The following is a 26,508-nucleotide window of genomic DNA, read 5'->3' on the forward strand; positions in this document are numbered from 1 at the left end:
CCTATTTGGCCTTGTGGCCACGGAACGTACGGGTCGGCGCGAACTCGCCGAGCTTGTGACCAACCATGGACTCGGTGACGTACACGGGCACGTGCTTGCGGCCGTCGTGGACGGCGATGGTGTGACCGACCATCTCGGGGAAGATGGTGGACGCGCGGGACCAGGTCTTCACGACGTCCTTCTTGCCGGCCTCGTTCATCGCGACGATACGCGAGAGAAGGCGAGCTTCCACGAACGGGCCCTTTTTGAGACTTCTGCTCATAAGTGCTAACTCCTAAAACTCGGTATCGACTACTTGCGACGACGACGGATGATGAGGGCGTTGGAGACCTTCTTCTTGTTGCGGGTGCGATAGCCCTTGGTCGGCTTGCCCCACGGAGTAACAGAAGGACGACCGGAGGTGTGGTTCTTGCCCTCGCCGCCGCCGTGCGGGTGGTCAACCGGGTTCATGACCGTACCGCGGACGGTAGGACGGACGTTCATCTTGCGCTTACGACCGGCCTTGCCGATGACGATGTTGGAGTGCTCGGCGTTGCCGACCTCGCCGATGGTGGCGCGGCAGGTGAGCAGGATGCGGCGCATCTCGGAGGACGGCATACGCACGATAGCGTACTTGCCCTCCTTACCCATGAGCTGGCAAGCGGTGCCGGCGGAACGGGCGATCGCGGCGCCCTTGCCGGGCATGAACTCGATCGCGTGAATCAGGGTACCGACGGGGATCTCGGACAGCGGCATAGCGTTGCCCGGCTTGATGTCGGCGCCGGCGCCGGAGACGATCATGTCGCCGACCTTGAGGCCCTTGGGGCACAGGATGTAGCGCTTCTCGCCGTCCACGTAGTGGAGCAGGGCGATGCGGGCGGAACGGTTCGGATCGTACTCGATGGTAGCGACCTTGGCCGGCACGCCGTCCTTGTTGCGCTTGAAGTCGATGATGCGGTAGCGACGCTTCACGCCGCCGCCCTGATGACGGACCGTGATGCGGCCCTGGTTATTACGACCGGCCTTCTTGGGAAGCGGCTCGAGGAGCGACTTCTCGGGCTTGTTGGTCGTGATCTCGGCGAAGTCCGAGATCGTCTGCCAACGCCTACCGGCGCTGGTCGGTTTAAGGTGCTTTACAGCCATTACCTATCCCTTTCGAATCTATCCGCTCGCCACCGCAAGCTGGGATGCGGGTGCGGTGACACCGGATTTACCACGGTACCGGGCGGCTCCATACTATGGGCCCGGTACTCCTTTGCTCGTCTCCCCTTCCGGGAAGACGGAAGAACACACGGGTCGAGAACTTAGGCCTGGTTGCCGAAGATCTCGATGGTCTGGCCCTCGGCCACCGTCACGACGGCCTTCTTCCAAGAGCGGGTCTTGCCGGCGATGTAGCGAACGCGCTTGATCTTGGGCTTGACGCTCATGGTGTTGACGCGGACGACCTTCACGTTGAAGATCTCCTCGACGGCGTCCTTGATCTGGTACTTGTTAGCGTCCTTGTGAACCTCGAACGTGTACTTGTTCTCCTCCATGTTGGAGTAGGAACGCTCGGTCACGATCGGGCGGATGATGATCTCGTGTGCGGTCATTTAGGCGAGCACCTCCCCGAAGTGAGTCGCGACGTCCGCGGGCATCAGCAGAGCGCCGTTGTTGACGAGGTCGTAGGTGTTGGCCTCGGACGGCGTGATGATGAACGTCTTGGGGATGTTACGGAACGACAGGTAAGCGTTGATGTCGTCCTCGCGGACGATGATGGTCAGGCGCTTGCCCTCAAGGCCGAGAGCCTTGAGCAGGGCCACAGCAGCCTTGGTGGACGGCTTCTCGAAGCCGTAGTCGTCAACGAGGAAGAGCTCGTTGTCGCGCACCTTCGCGGAGAGCGCGGAGCGCATGGCGAGCTTGACCTCCTTGTTGTTCATACGCTTGACGTACGTACGGGGCTTGGGCCCGAAGATGACGCCGCCGTGACGCCACTGACCGGCGCGGGTGGAACCCTGGCGAGCGTGGCCGGTGCCCTTCTGACGCCAAGGCTTCTTGCCGCCACCGGAGACCTCGGAACGGCCCTTGGTGGACTGGGTGCCCTGACGCCAAGAGGCCATCTGGCACTTGACGATGTGATGCATGACGTGGATGTTCGGCTCGATGCCGTACACCTCGGGAGCGAGCTCGACCTCGGCGGTCGCCTTGCCCTCGCTGTTCTTTACTTCAAACTTAGACATTCTGTTCTCCTTGGTATGACTCTAGGACCTAGTGCTACAGAGGCCTTTAGGCCATACGGATGGCGACCAGAGCGTTCTTGCCACCAGGGACGGCACCCTTGATGAGCATGAGGTTCTGCTCGGCATCGATGCGGACAACGGTGAGGTTCTTCACGGTCACGCGCTCATCGCCCATGTGACCGGCCATCTTGACGCCCTTGAGGACGCGGGCGGGATAGGCGCACTGGCCGATGGAGCCCGGATGACGCTTGAAGTGCGAACCATGGGTCATAGGACCACGGCGCTGACCCCAGCGCTTGATGCGGCCCTGGAAGCCCTTACCCTTGGAGGTGCCGATGACGTCGACCTTGGTGACGTCAGCGAAGTCAGCGACGGTGACGACCTCGCCAACCTTGTGATCCTCGCCGTTCTCGACGCGGACCTCACGCAGGTAACGGACGGGCTCGACGCCGGCCTTGGCGAAGTGACCAGCCATGGGCTTGTTCACGTTCTTGGCCTTGATGTCGCCGAAGCCGATCTGGACGGCATCATAGCCGTCGGTGGTCTTGGTTTTAACCTGCGAGACCGCGCAGGGGCCAGCCTGGATGACCGTGACGGGGACGACGTTGTCGTTCTCGTCCCACACCTGGGTCATACCGATCTTGCGGCCGAGAATCATGCTGATCATTCAATGATCCTAACTCTCGGTGGTCTTGGGACACTGCGTCCGCCCCTTGCGGACGCCCCTAGAGGACCACTACCGGACGTGCGTGCTCCGAAGCTTTGCATTCCGCTCGCTTTCGGCAGTGCGGCAACCCAACGCGCACCGGCCTTATGCAGGCAGAATCCTCCCCTATCGAGGCACAGCTTGATTAGTATACACGGCCGCGGGCGTGTCCATATTTTCTTCGCATTGAAATCCCAGCTCAAACCGTCCGGTCGACCCACACCGCGTGCAATTTCGGGGACAGGTCCCAAACTTTCATGCGCGCCTGCGCTTTCAATTCCAGGCATCTCGCAACGCATGAAAGTTTGGGACCTGTCCCCGAAATTGCACGCGGGGCCTACAGCGCCTGATTCACGATGGCGGTGTTGGTGAAGCTGCGGTCACTCGGGTCAAACGTATACACGAGAACGCAGCAGTTGCCCAAGTGGACATCCTGAGGGCACGCCGCCCAGTGCTCCCAGGCCTTCTTGAACTGAAGCGTCGCCGACCCGTGGCTGCATGCCAGCAGGTTCTCGACGCCATCGGCCAGCATCAGGTCGGTCAGGGTCGCAACGATGCGCTCCCGCAGTTCCTTGCTGCCCTCTCCCCCGTATGGAACGAGCGCCTCGCCCGGGTCCCACAGCTCGCAGGGCACATCCGCTGCCGGCCCCGCCTCGAAGGGACCGTAGCTGCGCTCCATAAGGCCGTCGATCGGCTCCACCGGGGGAAGGCTGCGGTAGCCCGCGGCCTCCAGATCGCCGCGCACGAGCTCGAGCGTCGTCTTGGCGCGCCCGAGCGGCGAGGTGCACAGGCGGTCGAAATCCACATGCCGCTTGGCCAGCCAAGCGGCAGCGGCATGCGCCTGCTCGATCCCAAGCGGTGTGAGCGGCGCATCGCACCGTCCCTGCACGCGACCCTGCAGGTTGAACTCCGTCTGGCCATGCCGCAGCAGATAGAGCGTCGACACTTCTACCTCTCCCCTTCTTCTTGCCTAGCGCACACCGGCCATGCCGGCCTCGAGGATGCGCAGCTGCGCCAAGGTTTCCTCGGGCGTCACCAGCTGCGGCGCACCGTGCGCAACCGTCTCGTACAGCGCATCGTAGAACTGCGCATAACTCGTGCGCTCACTCGGAACGCGCTCCTCGCGGGTTACACCCGCCTCGTCCATATAGCGCAGCAACCCGTACTGCTCGGGCACATCCAGGCCGAAGTCGTCATGACCCTCAGGCAGATAGAAATGCTTGAGGTCGCGCTCTTGCTGGTCCTTCTCCATCTTGATATACGCGCCGCGGTCGCCATAGATGGCAAAGCTCGGGCGCGGCAGGGCCGTCGCGTAGTTCGCATGCGCGGTGGCCTTCAGGTTGCGATCGTCGTAGTAGAGGTCGTAATCGAAATAATCGACCGCCGTTCCCGGGCCGTTCATCTGCCGTACCTCAGCATGAAAACGGTCCGGCACGCCGAACCAGGCGATAAGCTGATCCAGGCAGTGGGACGCATGGCCGTACGCCGCATTGTTCACGGCATCGAAGCCGACGCCGTCCATCATATGCGGGCGGAAATAGTCGTAGCTCGTCACGACCTCGAACACCCGGCCGAGCACGCCCGACGCGAGCACGCGCTTGGCCGTCACGTAATCGGAATCAAAGCGCCGGTTCTGATAGCACTGCACCGTCACGCCCTTGGCCTTGGCGGTTGCAAACAGATCCGCCGCCTCGGCCTCCGTCGCCGCAAACGGTTTATCCACCACCACATGCTTACCGGCCAGCAGCGCTTCCTTGGCCTGCTCGTAATGCAGCCCCGACGGCGTGCAGATCTCGACCACATCGATTTCCGGATCGCCCAGCACATCCTCGATGCGATCGACATACCGCGCCCCCGGCACCTCGGCCCACGCATCGTGCCTGATATGCCGGGCAAAGATCGTCGCCACACGGAACTTATCGGGCCTCACCTGCACGAACGGCACGTGATACCTGTTCGTGCTCTTGCCGTTGCCGATATACGCGACGTTCAGCACGCGATTGCCCATACAAGCCCCCTCCATGACGCCAAAAGAAACGCAACGACCATCCTACCGCAAAGTGGGGACGAGACAGCAAGCTGTCTCGTCCCCACGACAGTGCGAATGCATCGAATACCGCACCAACCACGTCCCCCCGCCGGGCGACCCCTAAGGGCGTAAACGCAGGGAGCCCCCGGGGTGCTTCCTAAGCGAGTCCTTTTCGCGCCGCAAGGCGCGATGACTCGCGTGGAACACCCCGGGGGCTCCCGGTGGGATCCGTTATAGACCTTATCGCCTACAGCTTGATCTCGATGTCAACGCCGGCGGGGAGGTCGAGACGCATCAGCGAATCGACGGTGCCGCTGGTCGGGTCGAGGATGTCGATGAGGCGCTTGTGGGTGCGCATCTCGAACTGCTCACGGGAGTCCTTGTCCACGTGCGGGGAGCGGATAACCGTGTAGAGGTTGCGCTCGGTGGGCAGGGGGATGGGGCCGGACACGCGGGCACCGGTCTTCTGAGCGGTGTCGACGATGAGCTTAGCGGACTGGTCCACGACCTCGTGATCATAGCCCTTGAGGCGAATCCTGATCTTCTGGCTAGACAACGTTACCTCCAAATGGATTGCGAGGCACTTCCTCGCATACAAAAACTTCTACGTGCGAGGAATCTTAGGCGTTACCGCCGGCCTTGCCGACGACCTCGTCCACGATGGACTTGGGCGCAGGCTCGTAAGAATCGAACTGCATGGTGTAGGACGCGCGGCCCTGGGTCTGCGAACGCAGGTCGGTCGCGTAGCCGAACATCTCGCCCAGCGGCACCTTGGCGCGGATGAGCTTGGTGTTCTTGCGGTCCTCCATGCCCTCGATCTTGCCGCGACGGCCGGACAGGTTGCCCATGACGTCGCCCATGTACTGCTCGGGGGTCTCGACCTCGACGGACATGATGGGCTCGAGCAGCTGCGGGTCGGACTTCTTCAGGGCGTCCTTGATGGCCATGGAGCCAGCGATCTTGAACGCAGCCTCGGAGGAGTCGACCTCGTGGTAGGAACCGTCGAACAGGGTCACCTTAACGTCGAGGACAGGGAAGCCGGCGATGACACCGGTCTGCAGCGCCTCCTGGATGCCCTTGTCGATCGAGGGGATGTACTCCTTGGGCACGACACCGCCGACGATGGCGTTGACGAACTCGTAGCCGAAGCCCTCTTCCATCTTCTCGAGCTTGATGACGGCGTGGCCGTACTGACCGCGACCACCGGACTGGCGGACGAACTTACCCTCGGCGCGCTCGACGTCGTGACCAGCGGTCTCACGGTAGGCGACCTGCGGCTTACCGACGTTAGCCTCGACCTTGAACTCACGGAGCAGACGGTCGACGATGATCTCGAGGTGCAGCTCGCCCATGCCGGCGATGATGGTCTGGCCGGTCTCGTGGTTGGTGGACACCTGGAAGGTCGGGTCCTCCTCGGCGAGCTTGGTGAGCGCGAGGCTCATCTTGTCCTGCTCGGCCTTGGTCTTGGGCTCGATGGCGATGTCGATAACGGGCTTGGCGAACTCCATGGACTCGAGCACGATCTCGTGGCCCTCGGCGCACAGGGTGTCACCGGTGGTGGTGTTCTTGAAGCCCACGGCGGCGACGATGTCGCCGGCGGCGCAGGAGTCACGGTCGATACGCTCGTTGGCGTTCATCTCGAGGATGCGGCCCAGGCGCTCGCGCTGGCCGTTGGTGGCGTTCACGACGTAGGAGCCGGACTCGGCCTGGCCGGAGTACACGCGGAAGTAGGTCAGCTTACCGACGTAGGGGTCGGTCATGATCTTGAACGCGAGAGCGGAGAACGGAGCGTCGAAGTCGACGGGACGGGTGTCCTCCTCGCCGTTGTCGGGATTGGTGCCGACGATGGCGGGAACGTCGAGCGGGCTCGGCAAGTAGTCGACGACAGCGTCGAGCAGCTCCTGGACGCCCTTGTTCTTGTAGGCGGAGCCCACGAGAACGGGGTTGAGCTCGTTGGCCAGAACGCCCTTGCGGATGGCGGCCTTGAGCATGTCCACGGGGATCTCCTCGTCCTCGAGGACCATCATCATCAGGTCGTCGTCAAAGTTCGCGGCGGCGTCGAGCAGCTCAGCGCGCTTCTCGGCGACGATCTCCTCGAACTCAGCCGGGATGGCGTCCATCGGCTCGGGGTAGGTCATGCCCTTGTCGTCGGCCTTGAAGTCCCACGCGGTCATGGTGACGAGGTCGACAACGCCCCAGAAGTTGTCCTCAGCGCCCATGGGGACCTGGATGGCCACGGCGTTGGCGTCGAGGCGATCCTTCATGGTCTCGATGGCGTTGAAGAAGTCGGCACCGATGCGGTCATACTTGTTGATGAACGCGATGCGGGGGACGTTGTAGTTGTGGGCCTGACGCCACACGGTCTCGGACTGGGGCTGAACGCCGGCGACGGCGTCGAACACGGCGACGGCACCGTCGAGGACGCGCAGGGAGCGCTCGACCTCGGAGGTGAAGTCAACGTGGCCCGGGGTGTCGATGATCTGGATGCGGTAGTTCTTACCGTCCTTCTTCCAGAAGCAGGTGGTAGCAGCGGAGGTAATGGTTACGCCGCGCTCCTGCTCCTGAACCATCCAGTCCATGGTGGCAGCGCCCTCGTGAACCTCACCGATCTTGTGGGTCTTGCCGGTGTAGTACAGGATGCGCTCGGTCGTGGTGGTCTTACCGGCATCGATGTGGGCCATGATGCCGATGTTACGGGTCTCGGACAGCTTGTACTTAGGCTTAGCCATGAAAATCTATCCTTCCTGAGACACTACCAGCGGTAGTGAGAGAACGCGCGGTTGGCCTCGGCCATCTTGAAGACGTCCTCGCGACGCTTCACGGAAGCGCCGACGCCGTTGGAGGCGTCGAGGATCTCGTTGGCCAGACGCTCGGCCATGGTCTTCTCCTTGCGGGCGCGGGCGAAGTTCACGATCCAGCGGATGGCGAGCTGCGTGGCGCGACGGGAGTTGACCTCCATGGGGACCTGATAGGTAGCGCCGCCGACGCGCTTGGGTTTGACCTCGAGGGTCGGGCGGACGTTGTCCATGGCCTTCTTGAAGACGGACAGGGCGTCCTGCTCGGACTTGGCGGCAACCATGTCGAACGCACCGTAGACGATGCGCTCAGCGGTGGCCTTCTTGCCGTCGAGCAGGATCTTGTTGATGAGCTGAGTCACCAGGCGGTTGTTGTACACGGAATCCGGCTGGATCTCGCGATGAAGATTCTTAGTCTTGCGACGAGGCATGTTCGTTTCTCCTCTGATATAAGTAGCGGCTTCGCGGGTTCGGGCTTGGCGCCCCTATGCTGAGCCGCAGATACGGTTCGTTACAGGATCAGGCTACTTCTGCTTCGGACGCTTGGCGCCGTAGCGGGAACGAGCCTTCATGCGGTTGTTGACCGGAGCGCAGTCGTAGGCGCCACGGATGATCTTGTAGCGAACACCAGGGAGGTCGCGAACACGGCCGCCGCGGACGAGCACGATGGAGTGCTCCTGGAGGTTGTGGCCCTCACCGGGGATGTAAGCGGTGACCTCGATGCCGTTGACCAGGCGCACACGGGCGACCTTACGCAGAGCGGAGTTCGGCTTCTTGGGGGACGTGGTGAACACGCGGGTGCACACGCCGCGCTTCTGAGAGTTGTGCTGCAGAGCGGCGTTCTTGGACTTGGCCGGCTTGGACTGGCGGCCCTGGCGGACTAGCTGGTTGATAGTAGGCAAAGCGTACTCCTTTTCGAAATGATTCCAGCTTTATACTTGGTGCAACGGCTTGAATCGAGGCGTCAGCATCCACCTTCGAAACACGCAGTTCGCAAGGTTACGCCCGCGTGGCTGCGGTGTCAACAGACCACGCTCCCGGGCGTATCTGCATTTGGGCCCCTTTCCGCCAAATCTCCACACAGGAACGGGGATGCCGCCCCTCGGGCTGCTGCTCAGCCGCCTGCCAAGTGTTCAACACCCACAATCGAGGCCCACAATCTAAGGGTTACCTGGTTTACCAATCGCCAAACCCGTAGGTTGTGGGCCTCGGTTGTGGGTGTTTCGCCTCGCTAACTATTCGCTACCGTCAATCGTCGACCCCTTACCCCTCGTCCAGCGGCGGATGACGAAGCGCCTCAGCTCCTCCTGGCGCCCGGCGAACCCTTCGGGATAGCCACCGAGATCGATATGGGCGTTGCCTGCGATCGTGGCCATCAGGCGACGAAAGCTTACCGGGTTGAAGAGCTGCTCCTTGTTGACTTCCACGATAGTGAAGCCCATGGCCTGCAGGGCATGGCGGCGCTCGTTGTCGATCGCCTGCTGGAGCTCCTCGTCATGGCGGGCTCCCTGGTACTCGACATCCTGATTGCCCCGCCTGATATGCACGTCGCACACGACATACGAGCGCCGCGTGTACGTCCGCGCCTGATCGCTCAGCTCAACGCGGCGGTTCATCTCAAGGTCACAGATCTGCAGGCCGCCAAGGGCCTTGCGCACCGTCATCGGCATCGTCATGGCGGTCTCCATCGGGCTGCGCGCGCCGTCGCGCACCGAGCGCAGAGCCCGCAGCGCCTTCGTGCGCCCATGGCAGCCCTTCGGGATGGAAAGGAAGAAGGTACGCAGGCGTGCGACCGTCGTGAGCGGGCGCGGACGGTCGAGGTAGTCTCCCCCGCCCTCGGGAAGCGCGTAGGTAGAACAGAGCTCGAAGTAGTACTCGATGAGCTCGAGCTCGTCTATCTCCTTGGCGGCCTCGAACGCGCAGAACTCCACGCTCACGACGAACACCTTGGGCGCAAGCCTGACGATTGCCCGCGCGGGAACGTCGCGGTCCCAGACGAGAAACCGCGTCTGCTCGTCGTTTCGCTTGTCCCTGACCGATTGGACCAGCACGTCGATTGTGGAGTCGGAGCCAAGCGGCACACCGAGCGCCTCGAGTTCCACGCGGGCGGCTTGAACGGCGGCGATACCGGGCGCCCCCTCGGCGAGCCGGGAGGCATGGTCCGGGATGCGCATCCGCATCTTCGGGAGGTTGGGGGCGCGGTAGATGGCCCGCGCGGTTTTCGAGCACAGCACGACAGCATCCATGGGGCCATTGTGAGCCAGACTTCAAACCCCGATCGGGCTCGCGCCGCCTTTCTCCCCCGCCGTCTTACGAGCAGCTCAACGCATCTCAACCATACTGTTGGATTCGGGAACGAATCCGTTGAATCCGCCCTCCGGGACGCTCGTTTTGCACGTTTCCCTAACCGTTCTCATGCGGCGGTCACGGCCTTCGCTTCAAATATGGGGATGCGCCCCTCGAATCTGCGGTTCCCGCGCGACGCCGTCGTATAATGTGGAGCGCACGAATTGCCACTGCAAAGGAGACATCATGAGGATTGCCATCCCCGTCGAGACCGACCAGGGTCTCGACGCACCCCGTTCCGGCCACTTCGGCCACGCCGCGTACTTCACCATCGCCACCGTCGAGAACGGCGAGGTCACCGCGGTCGAGTCCGTCAAAAACGTCGAGCACGATGAGTGCGGCTGCGGCGGCGTGATCCAGCACGCCCTCGACCAGAACATCGACGCCATCATCGCCACCGGCATGGGCATGCCGCCCTACAGCCGCTTCACCGCGGGCGGCGTGGCGGTCTACGCCGAGCGCGTCACCCCGATCGCCGGCGACGTGCTCAAGAAGTTCCTCGCGGGCGAGGTGGAGCCCATGGATCCCAATTCCGCCTGCAGGCACTAGCAGCGCGCGGACGCACAAACACGAAAAGGCCCTTGGGCGATGCCGAATCCGGCAGCCCAAGGGCCTTTTTCTTACCCAGTCGACCCGGGAACGCGAACGTCGCTCGCGACGCGCCGCCTACTAGCGGCTACCGACGTTCCCGCTTCCCCCGAACGAAGCGCCGGTGCCGCCGTTGATGATGACCTCGCCGACACCACGGTTGGCGATGGCCTCGTCGCCCGCTGCGATCACGCCCTCGACGCGCTCGATGCGCTTGCCGCCCGCCACGTCCTCGAGCTCGGCATCGTCCAGTGCAACTTCCTTCTCGCGAATCACGTCAGTTATGGTGAACGCTCCTTTGATATATCAATCGATCTGGCGAGGGGCTGTCCCTCTCGCCATCTACAACATACCCGAAGGCATTCGCATGTCATGCGCTGCGGCATGAACGGACGGTTATGGGCACGAGCGATTGCCGCCCGTGAAAGTTTGGGACCTGTCCCCAAACTTGCAGAAACGCCCGCCTCCCCGAGGGAAGGCGGGCGTCGTCATGCGCGAAGGGGCATGTGGGGGACCTTAGTCCTCCTGCTCCTCGGGATGCTGCTCGTCGGAGTCGACGAGCTGGTTCAGCAGCTCATCGAGCGAGGCCATGTCCTCGTTGATGATGCCGTTGCCGGCAGCGTCCTTCTTGGAGGTGTCGACAGGTGCGCCGAGCATCTCCTCGTCGGAGTCGAAGTGGTGGCGCGGAGCGCTCGTGCCCAACAGGATGTCGTCCGGGCCGTCCGGGCTGAACACCATCTGCAGCAGCTGGGAGAGATCCTCCTCGTCCGCCACGTCGTCGGTATTGTCGAGGATGTACAGGAGGTTGTGCGCCTCCAGGCCGTCGCGCAGCTCCTCGATTGCCTTGGCGCCGATGCCGTCGATGCGCAGCAGGTCCTCCTCGGACTTACCCACGAGGTCACCGACCGTTTCGATGCCGACCTCGCTGAACTTGTTGGTCCAGCGCTGCGACACGCCCAGGTCGTCGAACAGGTACAGGCGAGCATCCTCGGCGGAGATGGTGCGGCCGTTGCGGGTGAACGAACCGTCGCCCGCGCCGTACTCGTCGTAGCCGGTCCAGTCGAGCTGCTGCGGGAGCTGCTCGTCGAGCTCCTTGAGCTCCTCGGGCGCCCAGTCGGGCAGCGTCTTGGCGGCAGCGGACGTCGGGCCGTCGATGTTCACATAGCCGTCGGCGGTGCGGTAGGTCAGCGTCGCGTTGGCGTACGGCTTGAGGCCGGTACCCGCGGGGATCTTCTTGCCCACGATGACGTTGGACTTGAGGTCGAGCAGGTGGTCGACCTTGCCCTCGATGGCAGCCTCGGTCAGAACGCCCGCAGTGCGGATGAACGACGCGGAGGACAGCCAGGAGTCGATGGAGGACGCGACCTTGAGTGTACCCAGGATGACGGGCTCGGCGGCGGGAGCCGCACCGCCCAGGCGGGCGACGCGCTCGACCTCGTCGGCGAACTCATAGCGGTCGACGTACTGGCCGAGCAGGTACTTGGAGTCGCCGGGGTTGGTGATCTGGACGCGGCGCAGCATCTGACGGGCGATGACCTCGATGTGCTTGTCGTTCAGGTCGACGCCCTGACTGGTGTAGACGTCCTTCACGCTCTCGACGAACGTGTGCATGGTGGACTCGATGTCGGTGAGCTTGCGCAGGTTGCGGAAGTTCACGAAGCCCTTGGTGATCTGGTCGCCGGCGCGGACCTCGCAGCCGTCCTCGATGCCGGGCATGAAGCGCACGGACGCGGGGACGCGCTTCTCGTCGAGGATGCGCGTGGGGTCGTCGATATCGGTCAGGGTGAGCACGTACTCGGACTTCTCGGGCTTGATCGCGAGCATGCCGGAGTACGGGGCCAGATCGGCCTCGCGACCCAGGATCTTCTCGTTCACGTTGCCGACGACGTCGAACATACGGCCAACCGTAGGCAGACCCTGCGTAATGTCGTCGACGCCCGCGACACCGCCGGAGTGAATGGTACGCATCGTCAGCTGCGTACCGGGCTCGCCGATGGACTGGGCGGCGATAATGCCAACCGCGGTGCCGATGGCGACCGGACGACGGGTGGAGAGGTCCCAGCCGTAGCACTTCTGGCACACGCCGTACTTGGAGCGGCAGGTCAGCAGCGCGCGCAGCTTGACCTTCTTCATGCCGGCGTCGAGCATCTTCTTGAGGTCGTCGACGCTCTCGATGTAGCCGTCCTTCTCGAAGAGCACGGTGCCGTCGGGCGCCACGACGTCCTCGATGAAGCAGCGGCCCACGAGGTCGGCGTTGATGTCCTCGGTGCCGGGGATGATCAGGTTGTAGGTCACGCCCTCGGTCGTGCCGCAGTCCTCCTCGCGGACGATGACGTCCTGCGCCACGTCGACCAGACGACGGGTCAGGTAACCGGAGTCGGAGGTGTGGGACGCGGTGTCGACCAGGCCCTTACGGGCGCCGTAGGTCGAGATGAAGTACTCGAGCGGCAGCAGGCCCTCGCGGAAGTTCGCCTTAATGGGAAGGTCGATCGTCTCGCCGGACATGTCGGCCATGAGGCCGCGCATGCCGCCGAGCTGACGCAGCTGGGTCTTGGAACCACGGGCGCCGGAGTCGGCCATCATGAAGATCGGGTTCTCCTCATCGAACATGCCGAGCATCTCCGCGGCGACGGTGTCGGTCGCGCGGGTCCACTCGTTGACGACCTCGATGTGGCGCTCCTGCTCGTTGATGAAGCCTTCCTCGAAGTACTCGTTGATCTGGTCGACGCGCTTCTGCGCGGCGTCCAGGATCTGCGGCTTGTCCTCGGGGATGAGAGCGTCCCACAGCGAGATGGTCAGGCCGGCGCGGGTCGCGAAGTGGAAGCCGGCGTACTTGATGGCGTCCAGGATCGGGCCGACCTCGGCCTGCGGATAGCGGTCGCAGCAGGCGGCCACGAGCTTGGACACGTCGCCCTTGACCATCTTGTAGTTGATGAACTCGTAGTCGGCAGGCAGGCACTGGCGGTTGAAGATGATGCGGCCGATGGAGGTCTCGAAGCGCGCGGTCTTGGAGCCGGTGACGTCGTAGTCCACGACCTCGTTGCGGTCGTTCTTCACGCGGAACAGGCGGGTGCCGTCCTCGTTGATGACGTTGGCCTCGTCGGAGCTCACGCGCACGATGATCTTGGCCTGGAGGTCGACCTCGGTGCGGGCGTCATAGGCGTTGAGCGCGTCGTCGAAGCTGGCGAACACGTGGCCCTCGCCCGGCAGGTTGTCGCGAACCTGGGTGAGGTAGTACACGCCGATGATCATGTCCTGCGACGGGACGTTCACGGGCTTGCCGGACGCCGGGGAGCGCAGGTTGTTGGCCGAGAGCATCAGCACGCGGGCTTCGGCCTGCGCCTGCTGCGACAGCGGCACGTGGACGGACATCTGGTCGCCGTCGAAGTCGGCGTTGAAGGGCGCGCAGACCAGCGGGTGCAGGTGGATGGCCTTACCCTCGACGAGCACGGGCTCGAAGGCCTGGATGGACAGGCGGTGCAGGGTCGGGGCGCGGTTCAGCAGCACGAGACGGCCGTCGATGACCTCCTCGAGGATGTCCCACACGAAGCTGGCGGAGCGGTCGATGGCGCGCTTGGCGCCCTTGATGTTCTCGACCTTGCCGAGCTCGACCAGGCGCTTCATGACGAAGGGCTTGAAGAGCTCGAGCGCCATGGTCTTGGGCAGACCGCACTGGTGCAGCTTCAGCTTGGGGTCGGTAACGATAACGGAACGGCCGGAGTAGTCGACGCGCTTACCGAGCAGGTTCTGGCGGAAGCGGCCCTGCTTGCCCTTGAGGGCCTCGGCGAGCGACTTCAGCGGACGGCCGCCACGGCCGGACACCGGGCGCCCACGGCGACCGTTGTCGAACAGGGCGTCCACGGCCTCCTGCAGCATGCGCTTCTCGTTGTTCACGATGATCGCGGGGGCGTCGAGGTCCAGCAGGCGCTTCAGGCGGTTGTTGCGGTTGATGACGCGACGATACAGGTCGTTTAGGTCGGACGCGGCGAAGCGGCCGCCGTCGAGCTGCACCATCGGGCGCAAATCGGGCGGAATGACCGGGATGACGTCGAGGATCATGTTCGCGGGGTCGTTGCCGCCCTTCAGGAAGGCGTCGACGACCTCGAGGCGCTTGACAGCCTTCTCGCGCTTCTGCTTCTGGCCGTCCTCGTCGGCGATGATGGCCTTGAGGGTCTCGGCCTCCTTCGGGAGGTCGATGGCGGCGAGCAGGTCGCGGATGGCCTCGGCGCCCATGCCGCCCTCGAAGTACATCGAGTAGTAGCGCTTCATCTCGCGGAACAGCGGCTCATCGGAGATGAGGTCGCGCTCGGTGAGCTGCATGAAGGCCTGGAAGGCGTCGGAGCGGAGCTGCTTCTCGTCCTTCGTCTCCTCCTCGATGTCGACGATGCCGGCGGCGATCTCCTCGGGCGTCAGCGGCTCCTCGTCGGAGAACTCGTCGAAGTTCTCGGGGTCGCCCTGGGCCTTCAGGCTCTCGATCTGGCGGGCGCACTCGGCGTCGATCTCCTCGAGATCGGCAGCGAGCTCCTCGCGCAGGTCCTCGGCGTCGGCCTCGCGGGCCTCGTAGTCCACGTGCGTGATGATGTAGCTGGCGAAGTACAGAACCTTCTCCAGGTCCTTGGACTTGATGTCCAGAAGACGGCTCATCGGGAAGCTCGTGGGGCTCTTGAAGTACCAGATGTGGCTGACAGGGGCCGCCAGCTCAATGTGGCCCATGCGCTCGCGGCGGACCTTCGAGGTGGTCACCTCGACGCCGCAGCGCTCGCAGACGATGCCCTTGAAGCGGATGCCCTTGTACTTGCCGCAGGAGCACTCCCAGTCCTTGGCGGGACCGAAGATCTTCTCGCAGAACAGGCCGTCCTTCTCGGGCTTGAGGGTACGGTAGTTGATGGTCTCGGGCTTCTTGACCTCGCCGTGCGACCAGGAGCGGATCTGATCGGCGGAAGCGAGCGAGATCTTTACCGCATCAAAATCAGTGGTTTCGAAATCTGCCACAGTCAGCTACTCCTTATCAGTCGTGGAAGCGGCGAACGCGTCGAGCAGGGCGTCGACGGCGTCGGCGGAGGTGTCGGCCTCGTCGATGGAGGGCAGGTCGCCGAGCGCCTCGACGTCGGCCTCATCGGCGGTGACGACCTCGGGCTCGTACACGTTGTTGTGCATCGGCTCGATGTCGAGTGCGAGCGAGCGGATCTCCTTGACGAGAACCTTGAAGGACTCGGGGATGCCGGGGGTCGGGACGTTCTCGCCCTTGACGATGGACTCGTAGGTCTTGACGCGACCCACGGTGTCGTCGGACTTCACGGTCAGGATCTCCTGCAGGACGTTGGAAGCGCCGTACGCGTAGAGCGCCCAGACCTCCATCTCGCCGAAGCGCTGGCCGCCGAACTGCGCCTTGCCGCCCAACGGCTGCTGGGTCACGAGGCTGTAGGGGCCCGTCGAGCGCGCGTGGATCTTGTCGTCCACCATGTGGCCGAGCTTCAGGATGTAGGAGACGCCCACGGTGATCGGCTCGCGGAACTCCTCGCCGGAGCGGCCGTCGTAGAGCGTGGTCTTGCCGCGCTCATCGAGCTGCGTCACGAACTCGGGGCGCATGTGCTCGCCATAGCGCTCGGTCGCGAGGTTGAGCATGTTCTTGTTCGCGCGACGGATGACGTCGGCGATCTCGTCCTCGGTGGCGCCGTCGAAGACCGGCGTCGCCGTGAAGAACGGGCCGGGCACGTAGGTGTCGGAGTCCTCAGAGGAGGGATCCCAGCCGCAGGCGGCAGCCCAGCCGAGGTGGCACTCGAGCAGCTGGCCGACGTTCATACGGGAGGGGACGCCCAGCGGGTTCAGGATGACGTCGACCGGGGTGCCGTCGGCCATGTAGGGCATGTCCTCGACGGGCAGGACCTCGCAGATGACGCCCTTGTTGCCGTGACGGCCGGCGATCTTGTCGCCCTGCTGGATCTTGCGGCGCTGCGCGACGTAGACGCGCACCTGCTCGTTGACGCCCGGGGCCAGGTCGTCGCCGGCCTCGCGGCTGAAGCGGACGACGTCGATGACGCGGCCGTAGGAGCCGTGCGGCATCTTGAGCGAGGTATCGCGGACGTCGTGGGCCTTGGCACCGAAGATGGCGCGCAGCAGGCGCTCCTCGGCGGTCAGCGCGCTCTCGCCCTTGGGCGTGACCTTGCCGACCAGGATGTCGCCGGGGCCGACCTCGGCGCCGATGCGGATGATGCCGTCCTCATCGAGGTTCGCGAGCATGTCCTCGGACAGGTTCGGGATCTCGCGGGTGATCTCCTCGGGACCGAGCTTCGTGTCGCGGGCGTCGATCTCGTGGCGGGAGATGTTGATGGAGGTCAGCAGGTCCTCGGCCACCAGGCGCTCGGAGACGACGATACCGTCCTCGTAGTTGAAGCCCTCCCACGGCATGTAGGCCACGACCAGGTTCTGGCCGAGCGCGAGCTCGCCGTGATCGGTCGAGGGGCCGTCGGCCAGCGGCTGGCCCTCGACGACCTCGTCGCCCACGCGCACGAGCGGGCGGTGGTTGATGCAGGTGGACTGGTTGGAGCGCTGGTACTTGGGCAGGTGGTACTCCTCCAGGCCCTCGGCGCTCTTCACCGTGATCTTGGCGGCGTCGGCGAAGATGACCTCACCGGCGTGCTTGGCCAGCGTGACCTCGCCGGAGTCGATGGCGGCGCGGCGCTCCATGCCCGTACCGACGTACGGCGCGATGGGGTGCAGCAGCGGCACGGCCTGACGCTGCATGTTCGCGCCCATGAGGGTACGCTTGGCGTCGTCGTGCTCGAGGAACGGGATGAGGGTGGCAGCCACGGAGAGCATCTGGCGCGGGCTCACGTCCATGTAGTCGATGTCGTCCACGGGCACGTCGGCCGGGGCGCCGAAGGAGCCGTCGAAGTCGCGCGTACGGGCGACGACGCTGTGCGGACGCACGACGTTGCCCTCGGCGTCGATGGCGACGAACTCGCGGGTGGCGGGGTCGATCGGCGTGTTGGCCGGCGCGATGATGTGGTTCTCCTCCTCATCGGCGGTCATCCAGTCGATCTCGTCGGTCACCTTGCCGTCGACCACGCGGCGGTACGGGGCCTCGATGAAGCCGTACTCGTTCACGCGGGCGTAGAGCGCCAGCGAGCCGATCAGGCCGATGTTGGGGCCTTCGGGGGTCTCGATGGGGCACATGCGGGCATAGTGCGAGTTGTGAACGTCGCGGACGGCCGTCGGCACGTTCGTGCGGCGGCTGGAGCCGGACTTGTGGCCGGCAAGGCCGCCGGGGCCGAGAGCCGAAAGACGGCGCTTGTGGGTAAGGCCGGTCAGGGGGTTCGCCTGGTCCATGAACTGGGACAGCTGCGAGGAGCCGAAGAACTCCTTGATGGCGGCCACGATCGGGCGGATGTTGATGAGCGACTGCGGGGTGATCTCGTCGATGTCCTGGGAGCTCATGCGCTCGCGGACGACGCGCTCCATGCGGCTCATGCCGATGCGGAACTGGTTGGCGACGAGCTCGCCCACGGTGCGGATGCGGCGGTTGCCGAAGTGGTCGATGTCGTCGGTCTTGTAGCCGGGCTCACCCGCGGCCAGGGACAGCAGGTAGCGCAGGGTGGCGACGATATCCTCGTCGGTGAGGATCGTCACCTCCTCCTCCGTGGTGAGGCCGAGCTTCTTGTTGACCTTGTAGCGGCCCACGCGGGCGAGGTCGTAGCGCTGGTTGTTGAACAGCAGGCCCTCGAGCAGGCTGCGGGAGGCGTCGACCGTCGGGGGCTCGCCGGGGCGCAGGCGACGGTAGATCTCGATGAGGGCGTCCTCGCGGGTGAGGGCGGTGTCGCGCTCGATGGTGCGCTTCACGACGTCGGAATCACCCAGCAGGTTGTAGATGTCGTCGTTGGTGACGGCGATGCCCAGGGCGCGCAGGAACATGGTCGCGGACTGCTTGCGCTTGCGGTCGATGGACACCACGAGCTGGTCGCGCTTGTCGACCTCGAACTCGAGCCAGGCGCCGCGCGCGGGGATGACCTGCGCCTTGTAGACCTGCTTGCCGCCGTCCATCTCGGAGGAGTAGTACACGCCAGGCGAGCGGACGAGCTGGGAGACGACGATGCGCTCGGTGCCGTTGATGATGAACGTGCCCTGATCGGTCATCATGGGGAAGTCGCCCATGAAGACGAGCTGCTCCTTGATCTCGCCGGTCTCCTTGTTGACCAGGCGGACGTCGGTCAGCAGCGGGGCCTGATACGTCATGTCCTTCTCGCGGCACTCCTCGACGCTGTGCGCGGGATCGCCGAACTGATGCTCGCCGAACGTCACCTCCAGAACGTGGTTCTGGCTCTGGATGGGGCTGGACTCACGGAAGGCCTCGCGCAGGCCCTCGTCCATGAAGCGCTCAAAGCTCTGCTTCTGCACGGAGATGAGGTTGGGCAGCTCCATCGCCTCGGGGATCTTCCCGAAGTTGACGCGGGTGCGCTCTGTTGCCGTTACGGCCTGTGTAGACTTCTGCACCAGGTGTTTCCTCCTTCGCGGGAAAAACGGTTGGTCGGCACGACCTGCGGCTCTTCGCAGACTCATGCCAGTTATCGCAATCTATTAGTTTATCAGGTGCATTCCGTTCGGCAAGAAAAGTCTTGACTGAGGCGACTATTTGGGGTAGCAAAAAAGTTGCTCGCCATTTGCCCTGCTAAACCCCTACGAATCGAACACCTGTTCATGAGTTTTCCGTGGATAGCCTCTTTGGGGACGTAGCCAAGAGAGGCCATCGCCCGCCCGCCGGGCACTGTCCGCTTTCAGGACGGGGATGTTTTGGGACATTCGCAGTCCCTTCCGAGAATATATATATTCTCGGAACGCAAATCGTCGTTTCCGCAGGATTCACTCGGTTGGAGTTCCCAGATTATATATATTCTCGGCGCGCCGCCTTGGATGGCCCCTTCGCTGGCTCCTTTGGGGACGTAGCCGGGAGAGGCCACCCGGAGCGGCACCAACACGCGGGAGCATCCCCCGAGGGTTCGCGCCGCTCCGGGTGGCCTCTCCCGGCTACGTCCCCAAAGGAGCCAGCGGGTGCCGCGTGGGTATACTGCGCACGAGGCGAGAGAAAGGCGGCGCAGCATGTTCAGCCCCATACACGATGACCAGGGACGTCCCAAGGCCATCGCCGACATCGCGTACGCGGACCTCGAGCAGCTCCGCGAGCTCGACGAGGGCTACGCCCTTGAGTTCAAGCGCAGCCTCTCCCCCACCGTGGCCAAAAAGCTCCCCAAGATCATCGCCTCGTTCGCCAACTCCGCGGGCGGCTGGCTCGTCATCGGCATCGCCGACGACGACCATGCGCTCACCCCGGTGCCGCGCCTGGCCGCCGACTACAGCCAGATCATCGGCGAGCTCTGCCGCCGCCATATCACGCCCGCCCCGCGCATCGAGGTGCGCTTCTTGCCCGACCCCGCCCAGAGCGACCAGGGCGTCGTCATCATTCAGGTGCTCGAGGGCGATTTCCCGCCCTACATCGCCGACGGCGTCGTCGACGTGCGCGAGGGCTCGACCTCCGGCCCCGCCGCCAGCTCGGCGCTCGTAGAGCTCTACGGCAAGGCCACGCGCCGCCGGCTGGAAGTCGAGCGCTTCTGCCGCCGCACCGTCTTCTACGCGCTGCCCGACACCCCGCTGTTCAACCTCTACTTGTTCCGCATGGGCAGACGCGCCGCCGAGGCGCCCTCGCGCGACGAGGTCAACCAGCACGTCGAGGCCATGCGCACGGCTTTCGCGCGCGGCCGGCTCGCCGGCCGCGTCCACCACGCCCACGACTCCCTCATCTTCAGCGTCCCCACCCGCGACGACCCCCGCGTTCCCCACTCTGCGATCGAGCTGTTCGGCGACGAGTCGGTCAAGCTCTCCGTTCCCGCCGTGCTTGTGGGACCCGAGGACTATGAGCAGGCCCTCTCCGCCCTCGGCCTTGCCATGAAGGACCCGGCGCCCGCGAATCCGGCCTGCCCCGCAACGGATGCCCCCACCGACCGCCTGCGCATCATGAGCGCCGCGGACACCCTCGCGCGCGTGACGCGCATGGCCGCGGTCATCGACCGCTACATGCGTGAGCGCAACATCCCCTGGCAGCAGTACGCCGTCGCCTACGAGCTTGAAAACCTCGCCGGCGTCGTGCTGTGGAGCGAAGAGCCCCTCTACCTGGACTACGTCCGCGCGCGCGGGCCGCTCTTCTGCGCCACGACCGACTGCCTCTCGCGCGTGCGCTACCTGGACGACGGCGGGCACGACAGCTTCCGCGCGCGGCAGTTCGCCGGCAGTCACTTCTTCGAGGCATGCGGCCTTCCCCTGGGCTCGCCCGATGCGCGCGACAACGACCTGGTCGACGCCCTGCTGCGCGGCGCGCACGGGGCCGCGCGCAACCATATCGCCCGCGCAAACGAAAACGCTCCGAAGCGCTGACACTGCCTGCTCGCCCCTGAAAACAACAACGGGCCCGCCGCTCGCAAGGAGCGACGGGCCCGCATGCCGTTCGCGGCAAAGGCTCTGCTTGAGCTTTACGCCTCCTGCTTATAGAAGCTCTTGAAGGCGGTGAAGATGGCGGCGGCGAGGCCGGCGCCCACGAGTGGAGCGAAGATGAAGACCCAGACCTGGTCGAGCGCAAGGGTGTTGCCCTCGAACGCCATGACGAGCGCGGGGCCGAAGCTGCGGGCGGGGTTCACGGAGGTGCCCGTCAGAGGGATGCCCATGATGTGCACGAAGGTCAAGGTGAGGCCGATGACGATGCCGCCAAAGTGGCCGGTCTTGCCGTCGGCGGTCACGCCCAGGATGGTCAGCACGAAGACCATGGTCAGGATGACCTCGACCAGGCAGGCGCCGAGCATGGAGATGCCGGTGGAAGAGGCCTCGCCGTAGCCGTTGCAGCCGAGGCCGGTCGCGGCGACACCGCCGAGATCGGCGCAGTTGTTGATCACGAGCATGAGCACCAGGGCGGCGATGATGGCGCCGACGAACTGGCCGATCCAGTAGCCGAACAGGTCGGTAAGCGAGATGCGCTTGTCGGCATACATGCCGAAGGTCACAGCGGGGTTGATGTGGCAGCCCGACACGTTGCCGATGGCAAAGGCCATGGCGACGATGGACAGGCCGAACGCGAATGCGATGCCCAGGTTGCCGAGGGTGGAGCCGGCGATCGCCGCGCTGCCGCAGCCGAAGAAGGTCAGCACGAACGTGCCGAGCGCCTCGGCGACATACTTCTTGATGGACATTGATCCTCCTCTTTCCAGCGCGCCGCACCAGCGCGGCGCAAAACGGCGCACCATGAAAGCAGGTTGGGCGAAAAAGCGCAACGGAAAGCGGCAACCGTCAATCAAAGGTTCAGCATGGACCGCTGCCCGGATGGAGCCCTCACTCAAAAAGAAACGGGACCGTCTTGGACGGTCCCGCGCATCGTGCAAGCTGTCGTGATTGTGGGCGCGAACGCTAGCGCTTGAGGCCGCCGCGCTCGTCGATGGCCTCCCAGAAGGCGTCACGGAAACGCGGATCCTCGGCGGCCATGAGGGCGTTCGTGGCCATCCAGCCGGAGGGCGTGCCGGTGTCGTAACCAGACAGCGGGTCGATGACCACGGCATACATGGCCTCGCGCTCGAGGCTGCGCGCCATGGCGTCGGTGAGCTGGATCTCGCCGCCCTTGCCGGGCTCCTGGTCGCCCAGCAGGTCCATCACGAGCGGGCTCAACAGGTAGCGGCCCACGATGTAGAGGTTCGAGGGGGCGTCCTCGGGAGCGGGCTTCTCCACGAGGCCCGAGACGCGCCAGACGGCACCCGGCTCGTCGTCGGCGGGATCGCCGGACTCGGGTACGGTGCCCACGCGCTCGCCGGCGATCACGCCGTAGCGGCTGACCTCATCGGGCGAGCAGGGCGCGACCGCGATAACCGAAGCGCCGGCGTGGGCGTTGGACACGGCCATCATCTTGGTGCAGATGTCACGCGCAGGGACGACGTAGTCGCCCAGCAGCACGAGGAAGCTCTCGCCCGCAACGGCGTCAGCGGCAGAGCGGATGGCGTGGCCGAGGCCACGGGGCTCGTACTGGTAACGGAAATCGACGGGCATGTTGCCGGCAGCGGCGACGGCATCGGCATAGGCTGCCTTGCCGCGCTCGCGCAGCAGGCCCTCCAGGGAGCGATCGGGCTGGAAGTAGCTCAGCAGCTCGGGCTTTCCGGGCGAGGTCACGATGATGACGTCATCGACCTCCTCGGGCTCGAGCGCCTCCTCGACCACGTACTGGATGACCGGCTTGTCGAGAACCGGAAGCATCTCCTTGGGCGTGCACTTGGTCGAGGGCAGAAAACGCGTACCCAGACCGGCCGCAGGTATGATTGCCTTCATGTTCGGAATCTATTCCTTTCACAGGCGCGGGCATGTGGCCCGCATATCCCAGACGGCGCGGTCGCATCGCACCGAATCTCACTAACCCAGCAGGGTACCCCATTGCGTCATGTTCCGCGAACGCATCCTGCCAAATTGCGTTGGAAATGCGCAGATGCAACTGAAATATCAAGGGAATGTCACGCGATGCCGTGGTTTGCAACCGGCTGTCCCCCGTATCCGACCGCTCACGGTACCGACAGGATGCAAGCGATCAAGGGCGCGATGTGCCGGCCCGTCCTTGTCCGCCGCGTAAAGACGGCTACCTGGTACCAAAAGGCCGGAATGCACCCTCGCAGGCGCCCGGTTCCGGTCTTCCAGTACCGGAATGCCAGAGGCGTGGAGCCCCGCCCGATTTCACGCCATACAACGAAAGGGGCCCGGTTTCCCGGACCCCTTTCGAATCGGCGGCGATCATGCCGCCGTATCAAGCAGGCGTGAAGCCTGCCAGAAGTTACTTGAGGGAGACGGCAGCGCCAGCAGCCTCGAGCTTCTCCTTGGCAGCCTCGGCGTCCTCCTTCTTGACACCCTCGAGAACGGCCTTGGGAGCGCCCTCGACGACCTCCTTGGCCTCCTTGAGGCCGAGGGAAGTGAGCTCACGGACGACCTTGATGACCTGGATCTTGTTGTCGCCGAAGCCCTCGAGCACGACGTCAAACTCGGTCTTCTCCTCCTCGGCAGCGCCAGCGCCGGCAGCAGGGGCGGCCACGACGGCAGCCGGAGCAGCGGCGGACACGCCGAAGGTGTCCTCGATAGCCTTGACGAGCTCGGAAGCCTCGAGCAGGGTCATTTCCTTCAGAGCCTCGATGATCTCATCGGTGGTAAGCTTAGCCATTTTAAGCAATCCTTTCGGTTTCCCTGCTATGCAGGGAGATCTTTCTTGCATGGCGCGGGGTGCGCCGGACGGGTGCGGGCTCGCGCCCGCGGGCAGGCGACCTTAGGCCGCCTTCTGCTCGGAGACCTGCTGGATCGAACGAGCAAGACCGCTGGAAACGCCGTTGACGCAAACAGCGATGTCGCGTGCGAAACCAGAGATGAGGCCGGCGATCTGGCCCAGGAGCTGGTCCTTGGTGGGGAGCTCGGCGATAGCGTTGACCTCCTCGGCCGTCACTGCCTTGCCCTCAGAGATACCGCCCTTGATCTCGAGCACGCCCTTGGACTTCGTGGCGAAGTCCTTGAGCGCCTTCGCAGCCTCGACGGGCTCGTTCTCGTAGAACACGTAGGCGACGGGGCCGACGAGAAGCTCGTCGATCTCCGGCTGCTCCTGGTTCTTGAGAGCGATGCGCACGAGGTTGTTCTTGTAGACCTTCATCTCGGCGCCGGTCTCGCGGAGCTGATGACGCAGCTCCTGAGCCTGCTTCACCGTCAGACCCTTGTAGTTGACGACGAACACACCGTTGTTGTTCTCGATGCGAGACTCGATCTCGGCGACCATGTCGATTTTGTACTGCTGTGGCATATGGGTTACACCTCCTTCTCGCTTTTCTTCGGGCACGGACCCGTGCAGGACGTGACGGGGGCATGCCTTGAGAAAAGAAAGCCCCCGCGCTGACAAAGAGCGACGGGGGCGAGAAGACATATCTACTCGACCACCTCGGCTGGCGGGTTACCCCATTGAGCCTTTGGGGAGAATCCCCTCGGCGCCGGCTGTCTCTGGCAGCGGATTCGTGCGTGAACCTCAAGTAGTATGGCGTGCCGGCATCCCGGCGTCAAGCACACGGGCGGGAATCCCCCATCTGCACAAGGCCTCCACGGCCTGGCCTCTTTGGGGACGTAGCTGGAAGGCGCCAACCGCCGGCGTGGCCGGCGGTTGGCGCCTTCCAGCTACGTCCCCAAAGAGGCCAGGTGCCGCTCGTCGGCAAATCGCTGCCGCTCGTTTCCGCGGGCGTCCCCCGGTCGGTTTGTGCGGCCGGGCATCGCGCGCCTCCCCTATCGTAGCCAGCGACAGGCGGGCTCGCGCGCAAGCCCGCAAACAACTGCAAGCTCACTATGAAAGGAGGGACACATGGCAGATGCAACCGCCGCCCAGCAGGGCGGCATGAAGAAGACCCTTTCGCTGTGGAACTTCTTCACCATCGGCTTCGGCGCCATCATCGGCACCGGCTGGGTTCTGCAGGTCGGCGACTGGATGGTCGTCGGTGGCGGCCCCGTCCCGGCCATGATCGCGTTCCTGCTGGGCGCCATCTTCCTCGTCCCCATCGGCGCTGTCTTCGGCGAGCTCACGGCGGCCATCCCCATCTCGGGCGGCATCGTCGAGTATGTCGACCGCAGCTTCGGGCGCATCCCGTCCTACATCACTGGATGGTTCCTCGCGCTCGGCAACGGCATCCTGTGCCCGTGGGAGGCCATCGCCATCTCCACCCTCGTTTCCGACATGTTCGGCAGCCTGCCCGGCCTCGAGTGGCTGCGCGCGGTCAAGCTCTACACCATCATGGGCGCCGACGTGTACCTCATCCCCACCGTCATCGCGCTGGGCTTCGCCGCCTACGTCATCTACCTCAACTTCCGCGGCGCAAGCTCTGCCGCCAAGCTGCAGGCCTTCCTCACCAAGGCCCTGCTGTGCGGCATGCTGCTGGCCATGGGCATCTCGATCGTCACCGGTTCGCCCGACAACGCCATGCCCGTGTTCTCGCAGGTGACGAACGCCGGCGGCAGCGAGCCCGCGACGTCGGCCGGCAACCTCTTCGCCGGCATCGTGAGCGTGCTCGTGCTCACCCCGTTCTTCTACGCGGGCTTCGACACCATCCCGCAGCAGGCCGAGGAGGCCGCTGAGGGCCTCAACTGGAACAAGTTCGGCAAGATCATCTCGCTTGCCCTGCTTGCCGCCGGCGGCTTCTACATCGTGTGCATCTACTCCTTCGGCACGATCCTGCCCTGGCATGAGTTCGTGGAGAGTCCGGTTCCGGCGCTCGCCTGCCTGAAGAACATCAACATGATCCTCTACATCATCATGCTGTGCATCGCGACGCTCGGCCCCATGGGCCCCATGAACTCCTTCTACGGAGCCACGAGCCGCATCATGCTCGCCATGGGCCGCAAGGGCCAGCTGCCCGAGCAGTTCGCCGAGGTCGACCCGAAGTCCGGCGCCCCGCGCCTGGCCTGCGTCGTGCTCGCCATCATCACCGTGGTCGGTCCCTTCCTGGGCAAGAACATGCTCATCCCGCTGACCAACGTGAGCGCGCTCGCCTTCATCTTCTCGTGCACCATGGTGGCCTTCGCCTGCCTGCGCATGCGCTACACCGAGCCCGACCTGCCGCGCCCCTACAAGGTGCCCGGCGGCAAGTTCGGCATCGTGCTCGCCTGCGCCGCCGGCTGCATCATCATCGGCCTGCTCGTGCTTCCCTTCAGCCCCGCATCGCTCAACCTCGTCGAGTGGTCGATCGTGCTCGGCTGGCTGGTCGTCGGCATCGTGCTGATGTTCGCCACCAAGACCAAAAAGGCCTAAACCCACATGCAAGT

The 26,508-nt window shown here is 64.5% G+C and carries 22 protein-coding genes; 3 read left to right on the forward strand and 19 right to left on the reverse strand.

Annotated features, from left to right (window positions below):
* Position 1: 1 nt before the first annotated feature.
* From rpsS to H6A16_RS03380, 12 genes are all read right to left on the reverse strand, one after another.
* Complete coding sequence (gene rpsS / locus H6A16_RS03325) at positions 2-262, reverse strand: 30S ribosomal protein S19 (RefSeq protein WP_022349932.1); 261 nt, start codon at positions 260-262, stop codon at positions 2-4.
* A gap of 29 nt (positions 263-291) precedes the next feature.
* Positions 292-1,122 carry a 50S ribosomal protein L2 gene (gene rplB / locus H6A16_RS03330; protein WP_204616103.1) on the reverse strand — a complete coding sequence of 277 codons (831 nt, stop codon included), beginning with the start codon at positions 1,120-1,122 and terminating at the stop codon, positions 292-294.
* Positions 1,123-1,283: 161 nt separating this feature from the next.
* Positions 1,284-1,571 (reverse strand): 50S ribosomal protein L23, encoded by a 288-nt coding sequence (gene rplW, locus H6A16_RS03335; RefSeq protein WP_204616105.1) that lies wholly within the window; start codon positions 1,569-1,571, stop codon positions 1,284-1,286.
* Positions 1,572-2,198, reverse strand: coding sequence for a 50S ribosomal protein L4 (gene rplD / locus H6A16_RS03340; RefSeq protein ID WP_204616107.1), 627 nt, complete (start codon positions 2,196-2,198; stop codon positions 1,572-1,574).
* 46 nt (positions 2,199-2,244) lie between these two features.
* Entirely contained in the window at positions 2,245-2,865 is a 621-nt protein-coding gene (rplC, locus tag H6A16_RS03345; RefSeq protein ID WP_204616109.1) for a 50S ribosomal protein L3, read from the reverse strand.
* A 376-nt stretch (positions 2,866-3,241) separates the two neighbouring features.
* Positions 3,242-3,850, reverse strand: a complete 609-nt coding sequence (locus H6A16_RS03350; protein ID WP_204616111.1) for a histidine phosphatase family protein — start codon at positions 3,848-3,850, stop codon at positions 3,242-3,244.
* 24 nt (positions 3,851-3,874) lie between these two features.
* Positions 3,875-4,912 carry a Gfo/Idh/MocA family oxidoreductase gene (locus H6A16_RS03355; RefSeq protein WP_204616113.1) on the reverse strand — a complete coding sequence of 346 codons (1,038 nt, stop codon included), beginning with the start codon at positions 4,910-4,912 and terminating at the stop codon, positions 3,875-3,877.
* A 268-nt stretch (positions 4,913-5,180) separates the two neighbouring features.
* Positions 5,181-5,489 carry a 30S ribosomal protein S10 gene (gene rpsJ / locus H6A16_RS03360; RefSeq protein ID WP_022386569.1) on the reverse strand — a complete coding sequence of 103 codons (309 nt, stop codon included), beginning with the start codon at positions 5,487-5,489 and terminating at the stop codon, positions 5,181-5,183.
* A 64-nt stretch (positions 5,490-5,553) separates the two neighbouring features.
* Positions 5,554-7,662 carry an elongation factor G gene (gene fusA, locus H6A16_RS03365; RefSeq protein ID WP_204616115.1) on the reverse strand — a complete coding sequence of 703 codons (2,109 nt, stop codon included), beginning with the start codon at positions 7,660-7,662 and terminating at the stop codon, positions 5,554-5,556.
* A 23-nt stretch (positions 7,663-7,685) separates the two neighbouring features.
* Positions 7,686-8,159, reverse strand: a complete 474-nt coding sequence (rpsG, locus tag H6A16_RS03370) for a 30S ribosomal protein S7 (RefSeq protein ID WP_204616118.1) — start codon at positions 8,157-8,159, stop codon at positions 7,686-7,688.
* 93 nt (positions 8,160-8,252) lie between these two features.
* Complete coding sequence (rpsL, locus tag H6A16_RS03375) at positions 8,253-8,630, reverse strand: 30S ribosomal protein S12 (RefSeq protein WP_066829371.1); 378 nt, start codon at positions 8,628-8,630, stop codon at positions 8,253-8,255.
* 333 nt (positions 8,631-8,963) lie between these two features.
* On the reverse strand, positions 8,964-9,974 hold the full coding sequence (locus H6A16_RS03380; protein WP_204616120.1) for a hypothetical protein: 1,011 nt from the start codon (positions 9,972-9,974) through the stop codon (positions 8,964-8,966).
* Positions 9,975-10,260: 286 nt separating this feature from the next.
* Here H6A16_RS03380 and H6A16_RS03385 point away from each other — a divergent pair, with 286 nt between their 5' ends.
* Complete coding sequence (locus H6A16_RS03385; protein ID WP_204616122.1) at positions 10,261-10,623, forward strand: NifB/NifX family molybdenum-iron cluster-binding protein; 363 nt, start codon at positions 10,261-10,263, stop codon at positions 10,621-10,623.
* 120 nt (positions 10,624-10,743) lie between these two features.
* On the opposite strand, the gene H6A16_RS03390 is transcribed toward H6A16_RS03385, so the two are convergent.
* The 3 genes from H6A16_RS03390 to H6A16_RS03400 all read right to left on the reverse strand — a co-directional run bounded on the left by H6A16_RS03390 (position 10,744) and on the right by H6A16_RS03400 (position 19,218).
* A complete protein-coding gene (locus H6A16_RS03390) occupies positions 10,744-10,938 on the reverse strand; it encodes a hypothetical protein (protein ID WP_204616125.1) in 195 nt (64 codons plus the stop codon).
* A 240-nt stretch (positions 10,939-11,178) separates the two neighbouring features.
* The gene (locus H6A16_RS03395) at positions 11,179-15,654 is read right to left on the reverse strand and encodes a DNA-directed RNA polymerase subunit beta' (RefSeq protein ID WP_204616127.1); all 4,476 of its coding nucleotides are present in this window, start codon (positions 15,652-15,654) and stop codon (positions 11,179-11,181) included.
* 6 nt (positions 15,655-15,660) lie between these two features.
* Entirely contained in the window at positions 15,661-19,218 is a 3,558-nt protein-coding gene (locus tag H6A16_RS03400) for a DNA-directed RNA polymerase subunit beta (RefSeq protein ID WP_428830074.1), read from the reverse strand.
* A gap of 537 nt (positions 19,219-19,755) precedes the next feature.
* Here H6A16_RS03400 and H6A16_RS03405 point away from each other — a divergent pair.
* Positions 19,756-21,084, forward strand: a complete 1,329-nt coding sequence (locus tag H6A16_RS03405) for an AlbA family DNA-binding domain-containing protein (RefSeq protein ID WP_204616132.1) — start codon at positions 19,756-19,758, stop codon at positions 21,082-21,084.
* A gap of 95 nt (positions 21,085-21,179) precedes the next feature.
* On the opposite strand, the gene H6A16_RS03410 is transcribed toward H6A16_RS03405, so the two are convergent.
* The 4 genes from H6A16_RS03410 to rplJ form a co-directional block, all read right to left on the reverse strand.
* Positions 21,180-21,890 (reverse strand): aquaporin, encoded by a 711-nt coding sequence (locus H6A16_RS03410; protein ID WP_239458155.1) that lies wholly within the window; start codon positions 21,888-21,890, stop codon positions 21,180-21,182.
* Positions 21,891-22,104: 214 nt separating this feature from the next.
* Positions 22,105-23,010, reverse strand: coding sequence for a UTP--glucose-1-phosphate uridylyltransferase (locus H6A16_RS03415; RefSeq protein ID WP_204616134.1), 906 nt, complete (start codon positions 23,008-23,010; stop codon positions 22,105-22,107).
* A gap of 493 nt (positions 23,011-23,503) precedes the next feature.
* On the reverse strand, positions 23,504-23,884 hold the full coding sequence (rplL, locus tag H6A16_RS03420; RefSeq protein ID WP_204616136.1) for a 50S ribosomal protein L7/L12: 381 nt from the start codon (positions 23,882-23,884) through the stop codon (positions 23,504-23,506).
* A 102-nt stretch (positions 23,885-23,986) separates the two neighbouring features.
* A complete protein-coding gene (rplJ, locus tag H6A16_RS03425; protein WP_204616139.1) occupies positions 23,987-24,508 on the reverse strand; it encodes a 50S ribosomal protein L10 in 522 nt (173 codons plus the stop codon).
* 546 nt (positions 24,509-25,054) lie between these two features.
* Here rplJ and H6A16_RS03430 point away from each other — a divergent pair.
* Positions 25,055-26,494, forward strand: coding sequence for an APC family permease (locus tag H6A16_RS03430; RefSeq protein ID WP_204616142.1), 1,440 nt, complete (start codon positions 25,055-25,057; stop codon positions 26,492-26,494).
* Positions 26,495-26,508 lie beyond the last annotated feature (14 nt).

This window comes from Collinsella tanakaei, assembly GCF_016900375.1.
Lineage (GTDB): Bacteria > Actinomycetota > Coriobacteriia > Coriobacteriales > Coriobacteriaceae > Collinsella.

Excerpts from the sequence above, each read along its gene's own strand:
- H6A16_RS03410 (WP_239458155.1), bottom strand. The coding sequence starts at position 21,890 with ATGTCCATCAAGAAGTATGTCGCCGAGGCGCTCGGCACGTTCGTGCTG.
- rpsS (WP_022349932.1), bottom strand. The coding sequence starts at position 262 with ATGAGCAGAAGTCTCAAAAAGGGCCCGTTCGTGGAAGCTCGCCTTCTC.
- H6A16_RS03405 (WP_204616132.1), top strand. The coding sequence starts at position 19,756 with ATGTTCAGCCCCATACACGATGACCAGGGACGTCCCAAGGCCATCGCC.
- rplL (WP_204616136.1), bottom strand. The coding sequence starts at position 23,884 with ATGGCTAAGCTTACCACCGATGAGATCATCGAGGCTCTGAAGGAAATG.
- H6A16_RS03380 (WP_204616120.1), bottom strand. The coding sequence starts at position 9,974 with ATGGATGCTGTCGTGCTGTGCTCGAAAACCGCGCGGGCCATCTACCGC.
- rplB (WP_204616103.1), bottom strand. The coding sequence starts at position 1,122 with ATGGCTGTAAAGCACCTTAAACCGACCAGCGCCGGTAGGCGTTGGCAG.
- rplD (WP_204616107.1), bottom strand. The coding sequence starts at position 2,198 with ATGTCTAAGTTTGAAGTAAAGAACAGCGAGGGCAAGGCGACCGCCGAG.
- fusA (WP_204616115.1), bottom strand. The coding sequence starts at position 7,662 with ATGGCTAAGCCTAAGTACAAGCTGTCCGAGACCCGTAACATCGGCATC.
- rpsG (WP_204616118.1), bottom strand. The coding sequence starts at position 8,159 with ATGCCTCGTCGCAAGACTAAGAATCTTCATCGCGAGATCCAGCCGGAT.
- H6A16_RS03400 (WP_428830074.1), bottom strand. The coding sequence starts at position 19,218 with ATGAGTCTGCGAAGAGCCGCAGGTCGTGCCGACCAACCGTTTTTCCCG.
- H6A16_RS03385 (WP_204616122.1), top strand. The coding sequence starts at position 10,261 with ATGAGGATTGCCATCCCCGTCGAGACCGACCAGGGTCTCGACGCACCC.
- rplW (WP_204616105.1), bottom strand. The coding sequence starts at position 1,571 with ATGACCGCACACGAGATCATCATCCGCCCGATCGTGACCGAGCGTTCC.
- rplC (WP_204616109.1), bottom strand. The coding sequence starts at position 2,865 with ATGATCAGCATGATTCTCGGCCGCAAGATCGGTATGACCCAGGTGTGG.
- H6A16_RS03415 (WP_204616134.1), bottom strand. The coding sequence starts at position 23,010 with ATGAAGGCAATCATACCTGCGGCCGGTCTGGGTACGCGTTTTCTGCCC.
- rplJ (WP_204616139.1), bottom strand. The coding sequence starts at position 24,508 with ATGCCACAGCAGTACAAAATCGACATGGTCGCCGAGATCGAGTCTCGC.
- H6A16_RS03430 (WP_204616142.1), top strand. The coding sequence starts at position 25,055 with ATGGCAGATGCAACCGCCGCCCAGCAGGGCGGCATGAAGAAGACCCTT.
- H6A16_RS03355 (WP_204616113.1), bottom strand. The coding sequence starts at position 4,912 with ATGGGCAATCGCGTGCTGAACGTCGCGTATATCGGCAACGGCAAGAGC.